The sequence below is a fragment of the Rhizobium sp. P40RR-XXII genome (assembly GCF_012641405.1).
In the GTDB taxonomy this organism is placed as follows: Bacteria; Pseudomonadota; Alphaproteobacteria; order Rhizobiales; family Rhizobiaceae; genus Rhizobium.
The window spans coordinates 1-16,744 of sequence record NZ_JABAII010000021.1; the positions used below are offsets into that span (position 1 = coordinate 1).

Here is a 16,744-nt window from a genome sequence, read left to right on the forward strand (position 1 = left end):
ACAGCCTCGCACAGTCGAAGCGACATGGCGCAAGGCTGGTGAAATGCTCGACTGCTTCTCGCCAGCCGAATGCGCAAACTACCTCACAAACTCAGGATATGCTTCCGTATGAAAGCAGCAGGCTCTAGCGCAATTCGAGAGTTACGCTCGACGTGCGTCGGTTGCCCTCAACCACTCGCCTTACCCTCCACGAACGTATCCCGCATCGCCCGCAAAATAATCACCGCCGAAGCCGCCCCGGGGTCGATATGTCCCAGAGACCGCTCGCCCAGCCGCGCAGCGCGGCCGCGGGCGGCGATCATGGAGCTTGTGGAGTCCGCCCCGGTTTCAGCAGCTTCGACGATATTGTTCCACATGACGGCAACATCGCGTGAACCTGCCTTCACATCGATGGCGGCTTCTGCGGCGGGGATCCAGGCGTCGAGCATGGTCTTGTCGCCGCGCTGGCCTTTACCGCGTTGCTGGATACCGGCGCGCATCTCTTCGACGATCATCGCCTGACAGGCAGGCGAAAGGGACTCGTCCGTTTTCAATGCCTGCGACGCACGGCGAAAAGCTGTGGCATAGAGCGGACCCGTCGATGCGCCGACGGCATCCAGAAAGGCGGAGGCTGCGATGGAGAAGATTTCCGAGGGCAGGGCCTGCGCGAGATCGAGCTTTGAGAGTTCTGCATTCACCGCCATGAAGCCGAGGGACATGGTGATGCCGTGATCGGCATCACCGATCGCCCCGTCCAGCTCTGAAAGCCGGTCCTTCTCGGCATTGATCGCGATCGATATGCGCTGGAACATGGTGCCCAGGCATCGCGCGGCTTTTTCCGACATCGTCTTCCTCCCGATCCCAGCAGTTTCAGAGCTACTGGGCACATTCTTATGTTCATCCGACCTTCAAAGCGAAGGTGTCGCATGGATGGTGCAGCATCTCAGTCAGTTTCTGGTCGAGATGCAGGATGGATATGGATGCGCCGACCATGTCGAGCGATGTGCAATAATGCCCCACCCAATTCGCCTCGATCTTGATGTCCTTGGCGCTCAGCCTTTGCTCGACGCGCCGGAACAGGATGTAGAGCTCCATCAATGGCGTCGCGCCGAAGGAGTTGATCAGGACGGCAACACGATCACCCGCAAGGGGCTTCATTTCGGAAAAGATCCGGTCCATCACCCGGTCGGTGATCTCGTCGGCGGTCATCATCTTTTCGCGGGTGACGCCGCGTTCGCCGTGAATGCCCATGCCGAACTCGATATCGTCGGGGCCGATCTCGAAATTGTGGCGTCGCGTCTGCGGCAGCGAGCAGGGCTCCAGTGCGACCCCCATGGTGAAGGTCCGGTCATTGGCCTTGCGAGTAATCGCCTCGCAGGTGTCGAGTGAGAGGCCTTTGTCGCAGGCGGCGCCTGCGATCTTGAAGATGAAGAAGTTACCGGCAACGCCGCGCCGTCCTTCGCGATCCTCGATCGGCGACGAGGAGATATCGTCTGTTGTCAGCACGGTGCGGACGTCGATCTGCTGTTCCTGCGCCATTTCCGCAGCCATTTCGAAGTTCATGACGTCACCGGCATAATTGCCGTAGACGAAGAGCACGCCTTCGCCGCCTGAGGACGCTTTGGCGCATTCGAGGATCGGCGTCGGTGGTGGCGAGGAAAAGATGTTGCCAATGGCGACGGCATCGGCAAGACCCTTGCCGACATAGCCGAGAAAACAAGGCTCATGCCCAGTGCCGCCGCCGATCACCAGGCCGACCTTACCGACCCTCGGACCGTTTCGCGCCATCAGCGCCCGGTTCGATCCCTTGATCGGTGCAATATGCGTGGCATGCGCCTTGACGAGGCCCTCGAGCATCTCGTCGACAACATCATCGGGATTGTTGAGGAATTTCTTGATATGCGTCCGGTAGCTGCTGGGCAATGAGAGGCTGTTATCGATCCTTGGACGTTGCTGGGATTTCGGATCGAATTCGGTGACGCCGTCCGCATTCAGAATGCCGCGCCCCGTGGCAGCATCGGTAATGAGCACGTTGATATAACCGCCGCGCAAGGCAGCGAGGATCGCCGGCACTTTGTCGAAGCCGCCGGCAACGGCGATCCGCAGCCCGATGGACTTCAGCATGTTGAGGGATATGCCGACGGTGCGATCGTCAAGCGGGCCTGCAATCGGCTGACCTTTCGCATCGATGAAGCGACCGGCGAGAACGCCGACGGCATTCTTTGCCAGATAATCCTGCAACGAAACCGACTCGAAGAAGCCGCTGCTATGGATCGTCGAGTTCGGCCGCAGCGACGCGATGCCGAAGATGGCCTTGTTGGCCTTGGACAGCATCGCAAACTGATCCTCAACCAGCGGCTCCCGCAGTAATATGTCCCGAACCTCGGGAGCCGAGACGATGGCGGGCGCTGTGATATTGATGAGCTTGCCATCAGTCGCATTGGCAAAAGCTGCGGCGCAAAGCTCCGGCGTATAGGCAAAGCGCGCGCGCGTGCCGCCGGTTGCCTGAACGATGGTGACGTCCTGTAGGTTCGGTACATTGGCCTGCTCGGCAACGGCGAGGACCGTGCGGCCCCAAGCGACGGCAAGCGTGTCGCCGGATTTTAAGAGCCGGGCGATTGCCTGAGCGCCCGCGGTGCCGAGGCGGTCGATCAGCGGCCGCGAGCCGTCGTCGCTCGGGACGACAAGACAGTCATGCAGGCCGAAATGTCGCTTCAGTTCCTGGGCGATGGAGAGAGAGCTTAGCCGCGATGGCTCGAGCGAGATATTGACGATACCGCGGCTGCGAGCATCGGCCAGATAGCTGTTCACGGTCGCCCGCGAGATACCCATGATCTCGGCGATATCGCCTTGCGTCTTGCCATCTTCATAGTAAAGCCAGCAGGCCCAGACATAGGGATCGTCGCCATAGCGTAGCGGCATACTATCGGTTGCGTCCGGCGCACCCGCCTTGCTTGCACTATTTTTACCGACCGAAGATGCCTTGCCTGTCATGACGATTCACAATTCCCTTTTCCTGCCCGAGCATGGAAGCAATGGCGTATGTTTGCAAATGCTTCTTCGAGCGAGGGGCGGCCCGCGATCCCGTGGTGGAGCACGGGATCGTGTGAGCCTTGGGAGAGCCCTTTATGTCAGCCGCGCGCGCGCGCCGAGGGAAAGCTCCTTCAGGATGATCGCACAGGACGTAGCACCGGCATCCAGCACGCCAAGCGAACGTTCGCCCAGCCGGCTGGCGCGGCCGATCTTGGCAACGAGATTGAGCGTGGCGTCTCGGCCGGCCTCGGCGGCAGCGACTAATGCATCGAGCGCTTCCGCAAAAGATTTGCCGGCTGCATTCGTTGCATCGAACGCTTCGATTGCCGGAACCAGCGTATCGAGCAGCGTCTTGTCGCCGACCTTGGCGGAACCGATCGATTGGATGCCTTCGAGCCCAGCATGCAGCGCCTTGCTATAGGCCGCACTGTCGACCGCCTCGATGCCTTCGAGCTTTTCGGCAATCTCGGTGAACATGACGCCGTAAAGCGGACCCATGGAGCCGCCGATCTCGGTCATCAGCACCGTGCCCAGCGTGTCGAGCGACGTCGATAGCGACTGGTTCTTGCCCTTCAGGCGCTCCGATGCCATGCCGAAGCCCTTGGCCATGTTGACGCCGTGATCGCCGTCGCCGATCTTGCCATCGATCTCGCTTAGATAGGCCCGGTTTTCGACGATGCGCTCGGCCATCACCAGAACGATGTCGCCTGATGTTGCATTGTTGAATGTCTGCATGTGTACATCCCCCTCAGAGCAGCGTCGTGCACTTGACCTCGACGTCCAAAAGCTCCTTGAGCTCTTCGTCGAGCGCCATGACGGTCAGCGTCGCGCCGACCATTTCTAGCGACGTGAAGTAATTGCCGATATAGGTCTTGTAGATCTTCAGGCCCCGCTCGGAGATCTTCGCCTCGATCGTATCATTCAGGATGTAAAGCTCGTTGACCGGAGTGGCACCTAGGCCCGATACCAGGACGGCCACTTGCGTTCCGGCTGCCAGATTATGATCGTCGAGCACGATCTGGCACATGTCTTCGGCAATCTCCGCCGCCGTCTTTAGTGGTTCCACCCGAACGCCAGGCTCACCGTGATGGCCGATGCCGACTTCCATCGTACCGGGTTCGATCCGGAAATTCGGATGACCGACGGCGGGCAGGGTGCAGGGGCCAAGGCCGATACCGACGGAGCGGCAACGGTCGATCGCCTTCTGTGCGGCAACGCGGACTTCATCGAGGCTTGCGCCCTTGGACGCCTTGGCGCCGCCGACCTTCCACATGAAGATTTCGCCGGCCACGCCGCGGCGCTTCTCGCGCTCTTCGGGCGGTGCGGAGCAGACATCGTCGTTCGCAACGACGGTCGCGACTTCAATGCCATCCTTTGCAGCAAGCTTCATTGCCATCTTCACATTCATATTGTCGCCGGCATAGTTGCCGTAAAGGCAGATGACGCCGCGACCGCCATTGGCCTCGCGGATGGCATCATGGAAGCTCTTGGCCGTCGGTGACGAAAAGAGCTCGCCGACGGCGACCGCATCCAACATGTTCTTGCCGGCGTAGCCAATGAAGGCCGGCTCATGGCCCGAACCGCCGCCAGTGATCACGCCGACCTTTCCGGCATGCGGCGCATCCTTGGCCACCACGACGCGCGGATTTTCTGCCAGGCGTACGATGTCCGAGTGTGCCTTGATGAAGCCTTTTACAGTATCTTCAACGACTTCATCGGGATTGTTGATGAACCGCTGCATGGTCTCTCCTGTCGAATTGTCGAGCATCTGGGCTCAAAGAATGGTGTAGCCGCCGTCGATCAGAAGATCGGCGCCATTGATCATGTCCGCGCCGGACGAGGAGAGGAAAACAGCCGCGGCTGCGATCTCCTGCGGGAAGGCAAAGCGGCCGGTGGGGATGCGCTTCTTGGCGGCCTCACCCTTTTCGCCAGCCCAGGCCTTCTTGCCGAGCTCGGTCAGCACGATCGTCGGTGAGATGGTGTTGACGTTGATGCCATGCTTGCCCCATTCGGCGGCAAAGGTCTTGGACATGCCGATCACGCCGAACTTGGAGGCGCAATAGGCGACATGCTCTTCGATGGCGACGGTACCTGCCTGCGAGGCGAGATTGACGATCTTGCCGCCTTTGCCGGCCGTGATCATGGCGCGACCGACCGCCTGCGTGACCAGGAACGTGCCCTTGAGATTGATGTTGATCGTCTTGTCCCAGTAGTCGAGCGGCAGATCCTCGGCCGGTGCGAGGAAGACGACGCCGGCGCTGTTGACGGAGATATCGATTCCGCCGAAATGTGAGACGACATCGCTGACGGCCTTGGTGACGGAGGCCGGATCGGACACGTCGCAGACGAATGCTTCTGCGCCGCCGCCGATTTCGGATGCCTTGGCCTTTGCCATATCGACATTGATATCGAGAACAGCCACCTTCGCGCCCTTGGATGCGAAAGCTGCCGCGATGGCAGCGCCGATGCCGGAGCCACCGCCCGTAACAAGCGCTGTTTTGCCTGACAGCGGGAAATTCAAATCAATGTCTGGTGATGTCTCGGTCATCTTTTTCAAGCCTCTGTCTTCGGGGTACGGCGGGGCGGCAGTTCGCCCCGCCGCATTGTTTTACTTGCGGGTTTCGAGCAGCTTGTCGACATTGTCGGCCGTTACCGGCGTCCATGGGACATTGTAGTTCTTCTCCTTGCCGTCGTTGAACGGCATGTCGGGATACTGCGACCAGATCTTCGATTCCGGCTTGTAGTTGCCCTTCTTGGTGGCGAAGATCGCAAGATCGAGGGCGCCCTGGGCCTGCGCACTGGCATCCTGCAGGATCGAAGTCATCGTACCCTGCTTGACCGCGTGGAGCGCATCGGTAATGCCGTCGATACCTGCAATAGCGAAATCCTTGACGTTGAGCTTGGCAGCCTTGATCGCCTCGATCGCGCCGAGCGCCATCTCGTCATTCTGGCCGATGACGCCGTTGATCTGGCCCGGGTGCGAGGTCAGCCAGTTTTCCATCAGCGTCTGTGCCTCAGCGCGCGACCAATTGGCCGTCTGGTCTTCCAGCACCTTCACATTCGGGCACTCCGCAAGCGCCTTCTTGTTGCCTTCGAGGCGCGAGATCTGCGCGGACTGGCCGATCGGGCCTTCGAGGATGACGACATTGCCCTTGCAGCCAATCTTGTCGAGAACGGTCTTGGCTTCCATGTAACCGGAGATCGTGTCGTCGGAGCCGACATAGGAGGTCAGGAGATCGGAGTTGACGCGGGTGTTGGAGCCGACGACCGGGATACCGGCATCATGGGCTGCCTGAACGGCGGTCGCTGCCGCTTCGATATCGATTGGCACGAAGATGATGGCGTCGAACTTCTGCGTGATCATCGTGTTGACCTGCTCCTGCTGGACAAGTGCGTCATAGCGGCCGTCGAAGATGGTCAGGTCGACGTCACCGTTCTTGACGGCGGGATGCTCCTTCAGCGCTGCCGACCAGATCTGCATGAACTCGGCGTTGAGGCCATAGGGAGCAGCACCAATCTTCAGTTTCTTATCCTGCGCGAGAGACGGCGAAGCCAGAAGTGCGGTCGCGGCAGCAAGGGCAATCAGTAATTTTTTCATTATAAGTCTCCTCCATTGAAAGTCCGGCGGCCGTTGTGACGCGCCGTTTGGTTTCCGAGTGCGAACACTGGAATTTCTTCGGGCTTAGCTGCCCAGGTTTCTCTTTTGGTCGAGCATGACGGCGCCGACGATGAGCGCGCCCTTGAGGACCTGCTGGTAGTAGGATTGGATCCCCATCAGATCGAGGCCGTTGTTCATGACGCCGATGATCAATGCGCCGATCAGCGTGCCGGTGATGCGGCCGACGCCGCCGGAAAGGCTGGTGCCGCCGATGACGACAGCCGCGATGGCGTCGAGTTCGTAGGCGATGCCGGCTTGCGGTAAAGCGGAGCCGGTGCGAGCCGCGAGGATCATGCCTGCCAGCCCGGAAAGGCCGCCGGAAATCACATAAGCGAGAAAGCGCAGCTTGCTGACATTGATGCCTGACGTGATGGCAGCATGAGGGTTACCGCCGACGGCGTAGATATAGCGGCCGAAGCGGGTGCGGTTCAGAACCCACCAGGCGACGATGAAGACGATGGCGAGCAGGATGACCGGCATCGGAATGGACAAGACACTGCCGGTGCCGATCCAGCGGAAATCCGGAATGAGCGCCGGAACCGGCTTACCGCCGCCATAAATCAACGTCAGGCCGCGTGCTGCCGAGAGCATGCCGAGTGTTGCGACGAAGGCGGGGACAGCGAAACGGGACACGATGAGGCCGACCACGGCGCCGCAGGCGACACCGACGAGCAGACCGACGGCGAGCGCGATATAGGGTGGATAGGGGGCGCCGACGATGCCGGCTGTCGCTGACGTCGTTGCGAAGCTTGCGCTGACGATCCCGGTGAGCGCAACCACGGAGCCGACGGAGAGGTCGATGCCGCGTGTCAGGATGACAAATGTCATGCCGATCGCCAGCACGCCGTTGATCGAAGTCTGCAGCAACACATTCGAGATGTTGCCGGCCGTCAGGAAATACTCATTCGAGAATGAGAGGACGACGGCCAGAAGCAAGAAGGCGAGAAAGATCCCGTATTCCTGAATGATCAATCTGCGCCGGTCCGAACCGAACCAGGAATTGGACGGATTGTTGTCAGTGGCGGACATTGCAAATACCTCTTGTTGCCGGGCGCTTCTTTTTGGCCTCGTGCTCCGTCGCATTCAGGTCGACAGATGCACGAGCGATTGCGCGTCGGCCTCCTCCCTCTTGAGAATCCCGGCGGAGCGTCCCTGGCGCATCACCAGGATGCGGTCGGACATGCCGAGAACCTCGTCTATTTCGGATGAGATCATGATCACGGTGCCGCCTTGGGCGGCGAAGTCGCAAATGATGCGATAGATTTCGCGCTTGGCACCGACATCGACGCCGCGCGTCGGCTCGTCCAGCAGCAGTACTTTCGGCTTGCGCAGAAACCATTTGCCGAGAACGACCTTCTGCTGATTGCCGCCGGAAAGGCCGGAGACGGGCATGCTGTCGCGCGCCGCCTTGATGCCGAAACGCTTGATTATATCCTGGCTAGCTGTGGCCTCGGCCCGGCGATCCATCGAGAAACGCGGGCTCATTTCTGGAAGGCTCGCGAGGCAGATGTTGTTGCGCACGCTATCGATCAGGTTGAGACCCGTGAGCTTGCGATCTTCGGTCACGAAGGCAATGCCGTGCTGCATGGCTTCTGCCGGCTTGCGCACGACGATGGGTTCGCCGGCGAGCATGATCTTGCCGCTGCTGACGGCATCGACGCCGAAGATGCAGTTGAAGATCTCGGTCCGGCCCGATCCCATCAGGCCATAGATGCCGAAGATCTCGCCCTTATGGGCGGTAAACGAGATATCGTTGACCTTGCCCTCTGCGCTAAGACCGGTGACTTCCAGCCCGGGCGTCGCCGTCGGCACATTGGTCTTGATATATTCCTCGCCAAGCTCGCGGCCGACGATCATACGGATGAGGCCGGGCCGATCGATCTCGGCGAGTACACCGCTGCCGACATAGGATCCATCGCGGAAGGCCGTGTAGGAATCGGCGATCTGGAAGATTTCGGACAGGCGGTGCGAGACGTAGACGACGCCCTTGCCCCCGGCCTTCAGCCGCTCGATGGTCGCAAACAGCTGCTGTGCTTCCTTCTCGCCGATTGCCGAGGTGGGCTCGTCCATGAAGATCACCTCGGCGTCATGGCTCAGCGCCTTGGCGATCTCGACCAGCTGAACCTGGGCGACCGAAAGGTTCATCATGAATTGCGTGGCGCGGATCTTGAACTGCAACCGGTCGAGCAGCGCCTGCGCATTGCGGTTCATCGTCTTGAAATCGATGCCGCCGAAGCGGGCCGATGGCTCACGGCCGAGATAGATGTTCTCCGCAACGGTCATGTGCGGGATGGGGCTGAGTTCCTGTTCGATGATGGCAATACCGGCAGCAAGCGCTTCGGCGGGGCTTGCATAATCCACGTCCTTGCCGCGGCGGCGGATCGAGCCAGCATCGCGCTTGTGAATACCCATCAGGATCTTGATGAAGGTCGACTTGCCGGCGCCGTTGCCTCCGCACAAGGCGTGGACGGAACCGGGCCGCAGCTGAAAGCGTCCGTCGCGCAATGCAGCGACGCCGCCAAAGGACTTCTTCAGCCCCTCTACTTCAAGCAGGAATTCCACTTTCCCCTCCGCACTCCCGATGCCGGAGCAAGCTCTGACGAGACCGTCGATTGTTGCCTAGCACCAATGTTGACAATATTCGAAGTGCTTTCGACAAATGTCAATACGACGATGGAGAATTCCTATAGGAAGGTATCGTGCATGGATACCGATGGCGCATCTTCTCTTGGATGCGACTATAGGTAATCGTTATAAGCATCTGTAGATAATGATATTTCGTCGCACTATAATTACCGCAATGAGTAGCCTAGAAGGTGCCGTTGCGGTGGGAGTAGCGGCGCAAGTAGCCTGCGTAGAACACAGCGATTGTGCAAAAAGTTGGTTGTAGGCGCGGAGAATCTGCTTAATTTTAAGGTGCAGCGCAGTTCCGGCTGATATCGTTGGGACGGAGTAAGACAGAGATGCAGCCATCGAAAATCACCATCCTGTCATGCAGCATGGATCCGGAAAGCCGGAGTCGCCGGCTCGCTCGTGAAGCCGAGAAGCTGTTGCGGGAGAGGCGGTGTGGGGTTGATTTTATCGACCTTCGGAACCATGAATTGCCCGTATTCGATAACTCGAACTGCTATGACCATCCATTGTATGACAGGCTCTATCACGCAATCCGCGATGCGGACGGCGTGCTGCTTGCCGTGCCCATTTACAATTGGTCAGTGGGCAGCGTTGCCAAGAGCCTGATCGAACTTACCGGCGCAACAGGTGCGGGTGGTCGAAAATCTGCCTGGTTCGACCAGATCGTCACTTTCGTCTGCTCCGGGGGGCTTCCTCATAGCTATATGGCTTACGGAAACCTGGCGATGTCGCTGATGCTCGATTTCAAATGCGTGATCAATCCCTACGTCGTTTATGCGACGGAGAGAGACTGGATCGATGGTGCCAACCCGTCCGATGCACTTGCAGCAAGGCTGCAAAAGACGATCGAGGTCAAGCTGGAACTTGCATCGCGCCTTCGAGGCAGGGGTTATACTTCCGATTGGGAAATCTGAGGCACGGGAATTTACTGCTGTTTACCGATCACAATTTGGAGACGAACATGAACAATGAGGTGCTCAAAAACTACCTTCTTCATCTTGTTCCTGCGTTCGCTATCCCGATAGGATTATATCTGCTGGATGATAGCATTCCGCTGACGGCTCTGTTTAAAATCTGGTTGCTGTTTCCTCTGCTCCTGCTCGCAGTGAAAGGCCTGACGGTTTATTTCGCTCCAGGCAATCTAAGAGACCGTTCGATAGGACGAATCCTTGAATATGCTGTGTTGCAGGGGATGGTATATGCTGCGTTCATAGTTTTGTTTATAGGTTTTGCGCAGCCATATCTGCAGCTCACAACCCTTGCAACATTACGTCAATTTTTGATTGGCAGTGTTGCGATGACGGTGTCCAATATCCTCATGGCTCTAAATCAGCAAAAAAAGCTGCGCAATTCGTAACATTCGACAGCTGTTGTCTAAGCTTGCTTTTTCCGGAATTTCGACGGACGCCCGCGATACGCGTGCGTCAAAGGAAACTCGCTTCAAACAGTTCGCGCGTGTAAGCGTCGTGGGTTACGCTGGCTTGTATGTCTGCCTTGGTGAGTTCGTCCACGAACCGGCCGCCCTTCATGATCAGAACCCGGTCGCACATGTGGCCGATGACCGCGAGATCATGGCTGACGAGGATGTAGGTCAGTGATCGCTCCTCGCGTTGATCGGCGAGCAGATTGAGGATTTCGGCCTGGATCGACACGTCGAGCGCCGATGTCGGTTCGTCCAGCAACAGGATCGGCGGTGACAGGATCAGAGCCCGGGCAATCGCCACGCGCTGGCGCTGACCGCCGGAAAGCTCATGAGGATAGCGATTGGCGAAACTCGTGGGCAAGCCAACCTGCCGCAGGGCCTTTTCCACCTTGGCCCAGACGTCGTCATGCCCCATGGCCCGCAGCGGCTCGGCGAGCGCTGTGCCGATCCGGTGCTTGGGGTGGAGCGATCCGTAGGGGTCCTGAAATACTATCTGCGCATGGCGCAGTTCGTCTCGCGTCCTGACCTTTCCGACTGCCTTGCCGGCAATTTCGATCGTGCCGGTCCATCCTTTTTCCATTCCGGCGAGGCTGCGCAACACCGTCGATTTGCCGCATCCGGATTCGCCGACAATTCCGAGTGTCTCGCCGCGGCTGACCTCAAAGCTGACGCCACGCACGACGTGGTTTTGGACCTTGCCGGACGTGAAAACGACATCGAGATCCTGCACCTTGATCATCATACGCGCTCCAGTTTTGTCCTGTCGAGTACGGCCAGGCGGCGTACCGGGTGACGCGGATCGGGCAGGGCAGCCATGAGCCCCCGCGTATAGGGGTGTTGCGCATCTTCCAGCCGGGTCAGGGTTTCGACAATGCGGCCGCCATACATGACGATAATGCGCTCGCAGAAGGCCGCGACCATGCGAATGTCGTGGCTGATGAGCAGAAGACCGGAACTGTTCTCGCGCACGAGTTCATCGAGCAGGGTGAGGACGTCCTTGCGCACGCTGACATCGAGCGCCGATGTCGGCTCGTCGGCAATGACGAGCTTTGGCTTTGCCAGCAGCATCATGGCAATCATGACGCGCTGCCCCATGCCTCCGGAAATCTGATGCGGATAGAGAGCCATGACGCGCTCGGGATCGGCTATTCGAACCCGTTCAAGCATGGCACGCGCCGCATCCCGGGCAGCGCTGCCCGTCGCGCCGAGATGAAGGCCGGCGGACTCTGCGATCTGCTTGCCGACAGGCAGAACCGGATTGAGCGAGTAGCGCGGATCCTGCATGATCAGCGCCATATCCTTGCCGCGCAGCGCGCCCATCTGCCGCTCCGTTCTATCAAGGAGCGGCGTGCCATTCAGATCCAGGCGCTCGGCCGTCACGGCTGCGCTCGGCGGCAAAAGGCGCATGACGGCACGGCCGGTCGTCGACTTTCCGGAACCGGATTCGCCGACAATTCCGACGCGTTCGCGGCCGACATCGAAGCTGACATCCGAGACGGCCGAAACGGAGTTGCGGCCGAAGCGGACATTCAGTCCCTTGATGGAGAGAATGGTGTTGTGATCACGATCTTGCATGGCGGGGATCCAGAATATCACGCAGAGCATCGCCTGCGATATTGAAGGCTAGGCTTGCCAGAAGGATGGCAATGCCGGGCATGACAGCGACCCACCAGAAATCGAGCATGTATTTGCGGCCGCTGGAAATCATCGCGCCCCATTCCGGCGCAGGCGGTTGCGCCCCCAGCCCGAGAAACCCGAGCGATGCGGCTGTCAGGATGATGCCGGCCATGTTGAGCGTCAAACGCACGATCACCGAGGGAACGCACATCGGCGCGATATAGAAGAACAGGATGCGCAGCTTGGACGCGCCATAGAGCTGCGCGGCGGCGACATAGTCGGCATTTCGGACCACGAGCGCTTCCGCGCGCGCCAGCCGCGCGATCGGTGGCCATGCGGTCAACGAAATCGCGATGATGGCGGTGTTAAGCCCGGCTCCGAGTGCGGCGGCGAAGGCAAGAGCGAGGATAAGCGAAGGAAAGGAGAGCACGATATCCGTTGCGCGCATCAGGAAAGCGTCGATGCGCCCGCCGAAGAAGCCGGAAATGACACCGATCAGAAGGCCGATCGGTCCGACGATAACGGAAATCGACATCACCGTTTGGATGGTGATGCGGGTGCCGAAGATCAATCGGCTGAGAATATCGCGACCGAATTCATCCGTTCCGGCCAGATGCGCGAGGCTAGGCGGCTTCAGCGCCTCGGAAAGCTGCTGCAGGTTCGGATCATATGGTGCAAGCACCGGCGCAAAGATGGCGATCAGGCAGAAGATGGCGAGAACGACGAAGCCAGCCAGCCCAAGGGGCTCGTGGCCGAGCTTGCTGCCTGCGCGCCTCAGCGATGCACCCATGCGGGTGAGGATGCCCGGCGGGCGAACATCCGCTTCCGTTTGGACGGCGTCGGTCATCGGCTTGCCTCCCTGGTGCGCGGGTCGAACACGGCATAGGCGATATCGGCGAGGAAATTCAGGAGCATGAAGGAAAACCCGACGATGATGGTTGCGGCCAGGATGGCGTTCATGTCACCGATCATCAGGGCGTTGGTCATGTATTGTCCGATGCCGGGCCAGGAAAAGACGATCTCGGTGACCACGGCGCCCTCCAGAAGACCGCCATAGGAGATGGCGAGGATGGTAATGAGCTGGACGGCTATATTGGGAAGCACATGGCCGATGACGGTCCGGATCGGGCTTGCTCCCTTGGCGCGCGCGGCGATCACATAGTCCTGGCTCAGCTGCTCCAGCGTAAAGCTGCGTGTCATGCGCGTGATATAGGCGACCGCCGCATAGGCCAGAATGCTGGCCGGCAGGATGATATGCGCCAAGGCGTTCCAGAAGATCTCTGTTTCGCCCTGCAGCAGGCTGTCTATCAGGAGCAGCCCTGTCCTTGAGGTGACGATACCCTCGTAATAGACGTCGACCCGCCCCGGTCCGCCAACCCAGTTCAGGCCCGCATAGAAGACGACAAGTCCAACGATGCCGAACCAGAAAACGGGAATGGAATGGCCGACAAGGGCAATGATGCGCGCGATTTTATCGATCAGACTGTCGCGGAACAGAGCTGCGACGAGACCGAGCGGCACACCGACGAAGGTCGAGATGATGACGGCGAAGGTCGCAAGTTCGAACGTCGCCGGAAATGCCTGGGCCAAGTCCGAGGAGACCGGATTGCCCGTCAGGATCGCCGTTCCGAAATCGCCATGAGCCAGGCCCCTCAAATAAATGAAAAACTGCTGGTAGATCGGCAAATCCAGGCCGAGCCGCTGGCGCATCGCCGCGTAGGCGGCTGGATCGGCCAATTCACCGACGATGGCGCCGACCGGATCGGCCGGCAAGACGCGACCGATGACGAAAGTGACGCAAAGGAGGATGAACAGGCTGATGATCAAATGCGCGATACGGCGTCCGAACTCAGCGGCGGATAGTTCCTTCATGGTCGCTGCCTTCGATAATTAGTCGGCTCAGTCCTTGGTCACAATCTCAAGCCGCGTCATCTGGTTGGGATGCCCGACGTAACCCTTGACTTTGCCGGACAGCACGATCGGTTCGAACCGTTCGAAAAGGGGTAAAAGCGCCGGCTTCAGATCGACGAACATTTTCTGCATCTGCACGTAACGCTCGCTGCGCTTCTGGGCATCGACTTCCACGGCCGTCTTTCCATAAAATGCGTTCAATTCCGGAATATCCCAGGCTGAGCGCCAGGCGAAGTTGCCGGCATTATTGGCTTCCAGGCGATTGTCGGGATTGTTGGCGAAGTCATCCATCGAACCGAGCACGTTCGGCATCAGGGCGCTGGTCTGCGGAATGAGGAGATCGAAGTTGCGTGCGCGGTGCGCCGCGATAATTTCGGAGCCGTTACCCTGCTGGATATCGACCTTGATGCCGATCTGGCCGAGCGATGCCTGGATGGCGGTGGCAAGATCGATGCGCGGCGTCTGCGCAATCGTCTTCAGCGTCAGCGAGAACCCGTCCTTGAACCCTGCCTCTTCCAGCAATTGCTTGGCTTTCGAAATGTCCAGATGCCAATCCGGATTCGGTATCGCATTAGCGAAATTCTCCGGAACGGGGACGTTGCGCGCCCGCCCGTACGGACCCATTATGGTCTTTTCAATTCCCTTGTAATCGATGCCATAAGCAATCGCTTCGCGGACTTTCGGGTTGGCGAGATATTTGTTGCCCGCATTCATAGCCAGCACGTAGAAGCCGCCTGTCGGTACGCGCTGGATGACAAAATCGCTTTTGCCCTCGAAAGTCTCAAGATCAGACTTGGTCAATGCATTGCCGATATCGATATCGCCACGCTGCAGCATCAATCGCTCGACCTGGCTTTCCGGCACGTGACGAATGATCACGCGGCGCATCTTCGGCTGGCCGCCCACATAGTTCTTGTTGGCATCCAGGAGGACGATCTCGTTCGGAGTCCATTTGTTAAGCGTGAATGGTCCGGAGCCGGCCGAGTGGGTTCTCAGCCAGGCATTGCCGTAATCGTTGTCCGATATGTGCTTTTGCACTTCGACGCTGTCGACGACGCTCGAAACGCCGACTGCGAGACGATAGAGCAGGCCCTCCGCCGTCGTCTGGTCAGTCAAATCGATCTGCAGCGTTTTGGCGTCGATCGCATGCATATGCGCGGCAATGTTATCGCCATTATAACCAAGCCGCTTGAAATAGGAGGCTCCCGACTGATTGAGCTTCAGCAGTCGCGTCAGCGAGAAGATGACGTCATCGGCCGTGACCGGGTTGCCGGAGGCGAATTTGGCATCCCGCAATTTCAGTGTCAGCGTCTTTCCATCGTCCGTCCAGCTTTCGGCGAGTTGCGGAACGATTTTGCCGTCCGCCGTGGTGGCAACGAGCCGGTCGTAAAGATTGGCAAGGATTTCGAGCGCCTTCGGCTCCGTCGCCTGTTGCGGGTCGAGCGACAGCACCTGCGCAAGCGATGTGCCGATTACCAGCTGATCCTTCGGAGTGGCCGCATAAAGCTGGGGAGCGGCGAGTGTCAACGCACCTATCGCAATACCGACGAATGCGGATCTCGAAAAGTGCTTCATTATGGCTCCTCCTTGGATTACTATAAATACGTATTATGTCGTCCGTATGTCGTATTATGATTATCGAAGATCAGCGGGCTTGGCAAGCCCGCGCAGATCAATCGGCGGCAACCAGATGGGGATCAAGGAATGACGACGATGAGCAGAGGTCGGCAAAGACTCGCGCAGCAGGTGATCGATCAACTGCGGGCGCAGATCGAAACGGGCAGGCTGCGGGTGGGGGATCAATTGCCGACGGAGCCGCAGCTGGAGGCGACGTTTGGTGTCAGCCGCACGGTCGTGCGCGAAGCGATTGCCGACCTGCGCTCTGCCGGGCTCGTCAAGCCAATTCAGGGCAAGGGTGTTTTTGTCGCGGAGCTGACGGCACGCGGCGGACTGGCCCTGACGCCGGTTGAGATTAAAAATATCCCGGAAACCCTTGAATTGCTGGAGTTTCGTATGGCGGCAGAGGGGGAGGCGGCGGCGATCGCCGCTTATCGAAGAACCGCCGGGCAGGAAGCGGCGATCGCCGCGGCCAATCGAAAAATGGCGATGCTGATCGACCAGGGGCTGCCGACGGTCGAGGCGGATTATGAATTCCATATGGCCATAGCCGCGGCGACAAACAATCGATTCTATGTCGACGTTCTCCGGCATTTCGGTGCCCGCACGATCCCGCGAGGCCAGTTCCCAACGCTGCCGGAAGCCAATGATCGGGCTTATCTGGAAAAGGTCCATGCCGAGCACGTCGAGATCCTGATGGCCATTGCGGACCAGGATCCCGAACGCGCGCGCCAGGCGATGCGGGCACACATGATGGCGAGCCAACGGCGCTATCGCTTCCTCGCCGAGCAGCAACCGCAATAAGGGCTCGACACCTCTAAAAATTCATATTATGTCATATGACATTATGAAATCGAACGGGAGACATTCCG

The 16,744-nt window shown here is 59.1% G+C and carries 16 protein-coding genes; 3 read left to right on the top strand and 13 right to left on the bottom strand.

Annotation, left to right across the window (positions count from 1 at the left end; all coding sequences use genetic code 11):
• Positions 1 to 167: 167 nt before the first annotated feature.
• From dhaL (HGP16_RS28385) to HGP16_RS28420, 8 genes are all read right to left on the bottom strand, one after another.
• Positions 168 to 824 carry a dihydroxyacetone kinase subunit DhaL gene (gene dhaL, locus HGP16_RS28385; protein ID WP_168843306.1) on the bottom strand — a complete coding sequence of 219 codons (657 nt, stop codon included), beginning with the start codon at positions 822 to 824 and terminating at the stop codon, positions 168 to 170.
• Positions 825 to 876: 52 nt separating this feature from the next.
• The gene (locus HGP16_RS28390) at positions 877 to 2,973 is read right to left on the bottom strand and encodes a bifunctional sugar-binding transcriptional regulator/dihydroxyacetone kinase subunit DhaK (RefSeq protein WP_168843307.1); all 2,097 of its coding nucleotides are present in this window, start codon (positions 2,971 to 2,973) and stop codon (positions 877 to 879) included.
• A 132-nt stretch (positions 2,974 to 3,105) separates the two neighbouring features.
• Positions 3,106 to 3,747 carry a dihydroxyacetone kinase subunit DhaL gene (gene dhaL / locus HGP16_RS28395; protein WP_168843308.1) on the bottom strand — a complete coding sequence of 214 codons (642 nt, stop codon included), beginning with the start codon at positions 3,745 to 3,747 and terminating at the stop codon, positions 3,106 to 3,108.
• A gap of 13 nt (positions 3,748 to 3,760) precedes the next feature.
• Positions 3,761 to 4,753: a dihydroxyacetone kinase subunit DhaK gene (locus tag HGP16_RS28400; protein WP_168843309.1), complete on the bottom strand. Its 993-nt coding sequence runs from the start codon at positions 4,751 to 4,753 to the stop codon at positions 3,761 to 3,763.
• A 33-nt stretch (positions 4,754 to 4,786) separates the two neighbouring features.
• Positions 4,787 to 5,560, bottom strand: coding sequence for an SDR family oxidoreductase (locus tag HGP16_RS28405; protein WP_168843390.1), 774 nt, complete (start codon positions 5,558 to 5,560; stop codon positions 4,787 to 4,789).
• Positions 5,561 to 5,620: 60 nt separating this feature from the next.
• Positions 5,621 to 6,610 (bottom strand): substrate-binding domain-containing protein, encoded by a 990-nt coding sequence (locus HGP16_RS28410; protein ID WP_168843310.1) that lies wholly within the window; start codon positions 6,608 to 6,610, stop codon positions 5,621 to 5,623.
• Positions 6,611 to 6,694: 84 nt separating this feature from the next.
• The gene (locus HGP16_RS28415; RefSeq protein ID WP_168843311.1) at positions 6,695 to 7,699 is read right to left on the bottom strand and encodes an ABC transporter permease; all 1,005 of its coding nucleotides are present in this window, start codon (positions 7,697 to 7,699) and stop codon (positions 6,695 to 6,697) included.
• Positions 7,700 to 7,753: 54 nt separating this feature from the next.
• Entirely contained in the window at positions 7,754 to 9,232 is a 1,479-nt protein-coding gene (locus HGP16_RS28420; RefSeq protein WP_168843312.1) for a sugar ABC transporter ATP-binding protein, read from the bottom strand.
• 401 nt (positions 9,233 to 9,633) lie between these two features.
• Here HGP16_RS28420 and HGP16_RS28425 point away from each other — a divergent pair, with 401 nt between their 5' ends.
• Positions 9,634 to 10,218 carry an NADPH-dependent FMN reductase gene (locus HGP16_RS28425; RefSeq protein ID WP_168843313.1) on the top strand — a complete coding sequence of 195 codons (585 nt, stop codon included), beginning with the start codon at positions 9,634 to 9,636 and terminating at the stop codon, positions 10,216 to 10,218.
• A 47-nt stretch (positions 10,219 to 10,265) separates the two neighbouring features.
• Positions 10,266 to 10,661, top strand: a complete 396-nt coding sequence (locus tag HGP16_RS28430) for a hypothetical protein (protein WP_168843314.1) — start codon at positions 10,266 to 10,268, stop codon at positions 10,659 to 10,661.
• 67 nt (positions 10,662 to 10,728) lie between these two features.
• On the opposite strand, the gene HGP16_RS28435 is transcribed toward HGP16_RS28430, so the two are convergent.
• The 5 genes from HGP16_RS28435 to HGP16_RS28455 are packed head-to-tail and all read right to left on the bottom strand — an operon-like array spanning position 10,729 to position 15,830.
• Positions 10,729 to 11,466 (bottom strand): ABC transporter ATP-binding protein, encoded by a 738-nt coding sequence (locus tag HGP16_RS28435; protein ID WP_168843391.1) that lies wholly within the window; start codon positions 11,464 to 11,466, stop codon positions 10,729 to 10,731.
• A complete protein-coding gene (locus HGP16_RS28440) occupies positions 11,466 to 12,302 on the bottom strand; it encodes an ABC transporter ATP-binding protein (protein ID WP_168843315.1) in 837 nt (278 codons plus the stop codon). Before HGP16_RS28440 ends, HGP16_RS28435 begins: the two co-directional genes overlap by 1 nt.
• Positions 12,289 to 13,191, bottom strand: a complete 903-nt coding sequence (locus HGP16_RS28445; RefSeq protein WP_168843316.1) for an ABC transporter permease — start codon at positions 13,189 to 13,191, stop codon at positions 12,289 to 12,291. Before HGP16_RS28445 ends, HGP16_RS28440 begins: the two co-directional genes overlap by 14 nt.
• Positions 13,188 to 14,216, bottom strand: coding sequence for an ABC transporter permease (locus tag HGP16_RS28450; RefSeq protein ID WP_168843317.1), 1,029 nt, complete (start codon positions 14,214 to 14,216; stop codon positions 13,188 to 13,190). Before HGP16_RS28450 ends, HGP16_RS28445 begins: the two co-directional genes overlap by 4 nt.
• A 27-nt stretch (positions 14,217 to 14,243) precedes the next feature.
• Positions 14,244 to 15,830 (bottom strand): ABC transporter substrate-binding protein, encoded by a 1,587-nt coding sequence (locus HGP16_RS28455; RefSeq protein ID WP_168843318.1) that lies wholly within the window; start codon positions 15,828 to 15,830, stop codon positions 14,244 to 14,246.
• 129 nt (positions 15,831 to 15,959) lie between these two features.
• Between HGP16_RS28455 and HGP16_RS28460 the strand changes: the two genes are divergently transcribed.
• On the top strand, positions 15,960 to 16,676 hold the full coding sequence (locus HGP16_RS28460; protein ID WP_168843319.1) for a FadR/GntR family transcriptional regulator: 717 nt from the start codon (positions 15,960 to 15,962) through the stop codon (positions 16,674 to 16,676).
• Positions 16,677 to 16,744 lie beyond the last annotated feature (68 nt).

Bases quoted from the DNA above. Each gene is read 5' to 3' on its own strand.
- HGP16_RS28425 (WP_168843313.1), top strand. From the start codon at position 9,634: ATGCAGCCATCGAAAATCACCATCCTGTCATGCAGCATGGATCCGGAA.
- dhaL (WP_168843308.1), bottom strand. From the start codon at position 3,747: ATGCAGACATTCAACAATGCAACATCAGGCGACATCGTTCTGGTGATG.
- HGP16_RS28400 (WP_168843309.1), bottom strand. From the start codon at position 4,753: ATGCAGCGGTTCATCAACAATCCCGATGAAGTCGTTGAAGATACTGTA.
- HGP16_RS28430 (WP_168843314.1), top strand. From the start codon at position 10,266: ATGAACAATGAGGTGCTCAAAAACTACCTTCTTCATCTTGTTCCTGCG.
- HGP16_RS28460 (WP_168843319.1), top strand. From the start codon at position 15,960: ATGACGACGATGAGCAGAGGTCGGCAAAGACTCGCGCAGCAGGTGATC.
- HGP16_RS28415 (WP_168843311.1), bottom strand. From the start codon at position 7,699: ATGTCCGCCACTGACAACAATCCGTCCAATTCCTGGTTCGGTTCGGAC.
- dhaL (WP_168843306.1), bottom strand. From the start codon at position 824: ATGTCGGAAAAAGCCGCGCGATGCCTGGGCACCATGTTCCAGCGCATA.
- HGP16_RS28445 (WP_168843316.1), bottom strand. From the start codon at position 13,191: ATGACCGACGCCGTCCAAACGGAAGCGGATGTTCGCCCGCCGGGCATC.
- HGP16_RS28435 (WP_168843391.1), bottom strand. From the start codon at position 11,466: ATGATCAAGGTGCAGGATCTCGATGTCGTTTTCACGTCCGGCAAGGTC.
- HGP16_RS28405 (WP_168843390.1), bottom strand. From the start codon at position 5,560: ATGACCGAGACATCACCAGACATTGATTTGAATTTCCCGCTGTCAGGC.
- HGP16_RS28390 (WP_168843307.1), bottom strand. From the start codon at position 2,973: ATGACAGGCAAGGCATCTTCGGTCGGTAAAAATAGTGCAAGCAAGGCG.
- HGP16_RS28455 (WP_168843318.1), bottom strand. From the start codon at position 15,830: ATGAAGCACTTTTCGAGATCCGCATTCGTCGGTATTGCGATAGGTGCG.
- HGP16_RS28450 (WP_168843317.1), bottom strand. From the start codon at position 14,216: ATGAAGGAACTATCCGCCGCTGAGTTCGGACGCCGTATCGCGCATTTG.
- HGP16_RS28440 (WP_168843315.1), bottom strand. From the start codon at position 12,302: ATGCAAGATCGTGATCACAACACCATTCTCTCCATCAAGGGACTGAAT.
- HGP16_RS28410 (WP_168843310.1), bottom strand. From the start codon at position 6,610: ATGAAAAAATTACTGATTGCCCTTGCTGCCGCGACCGCACTTCTGGCT.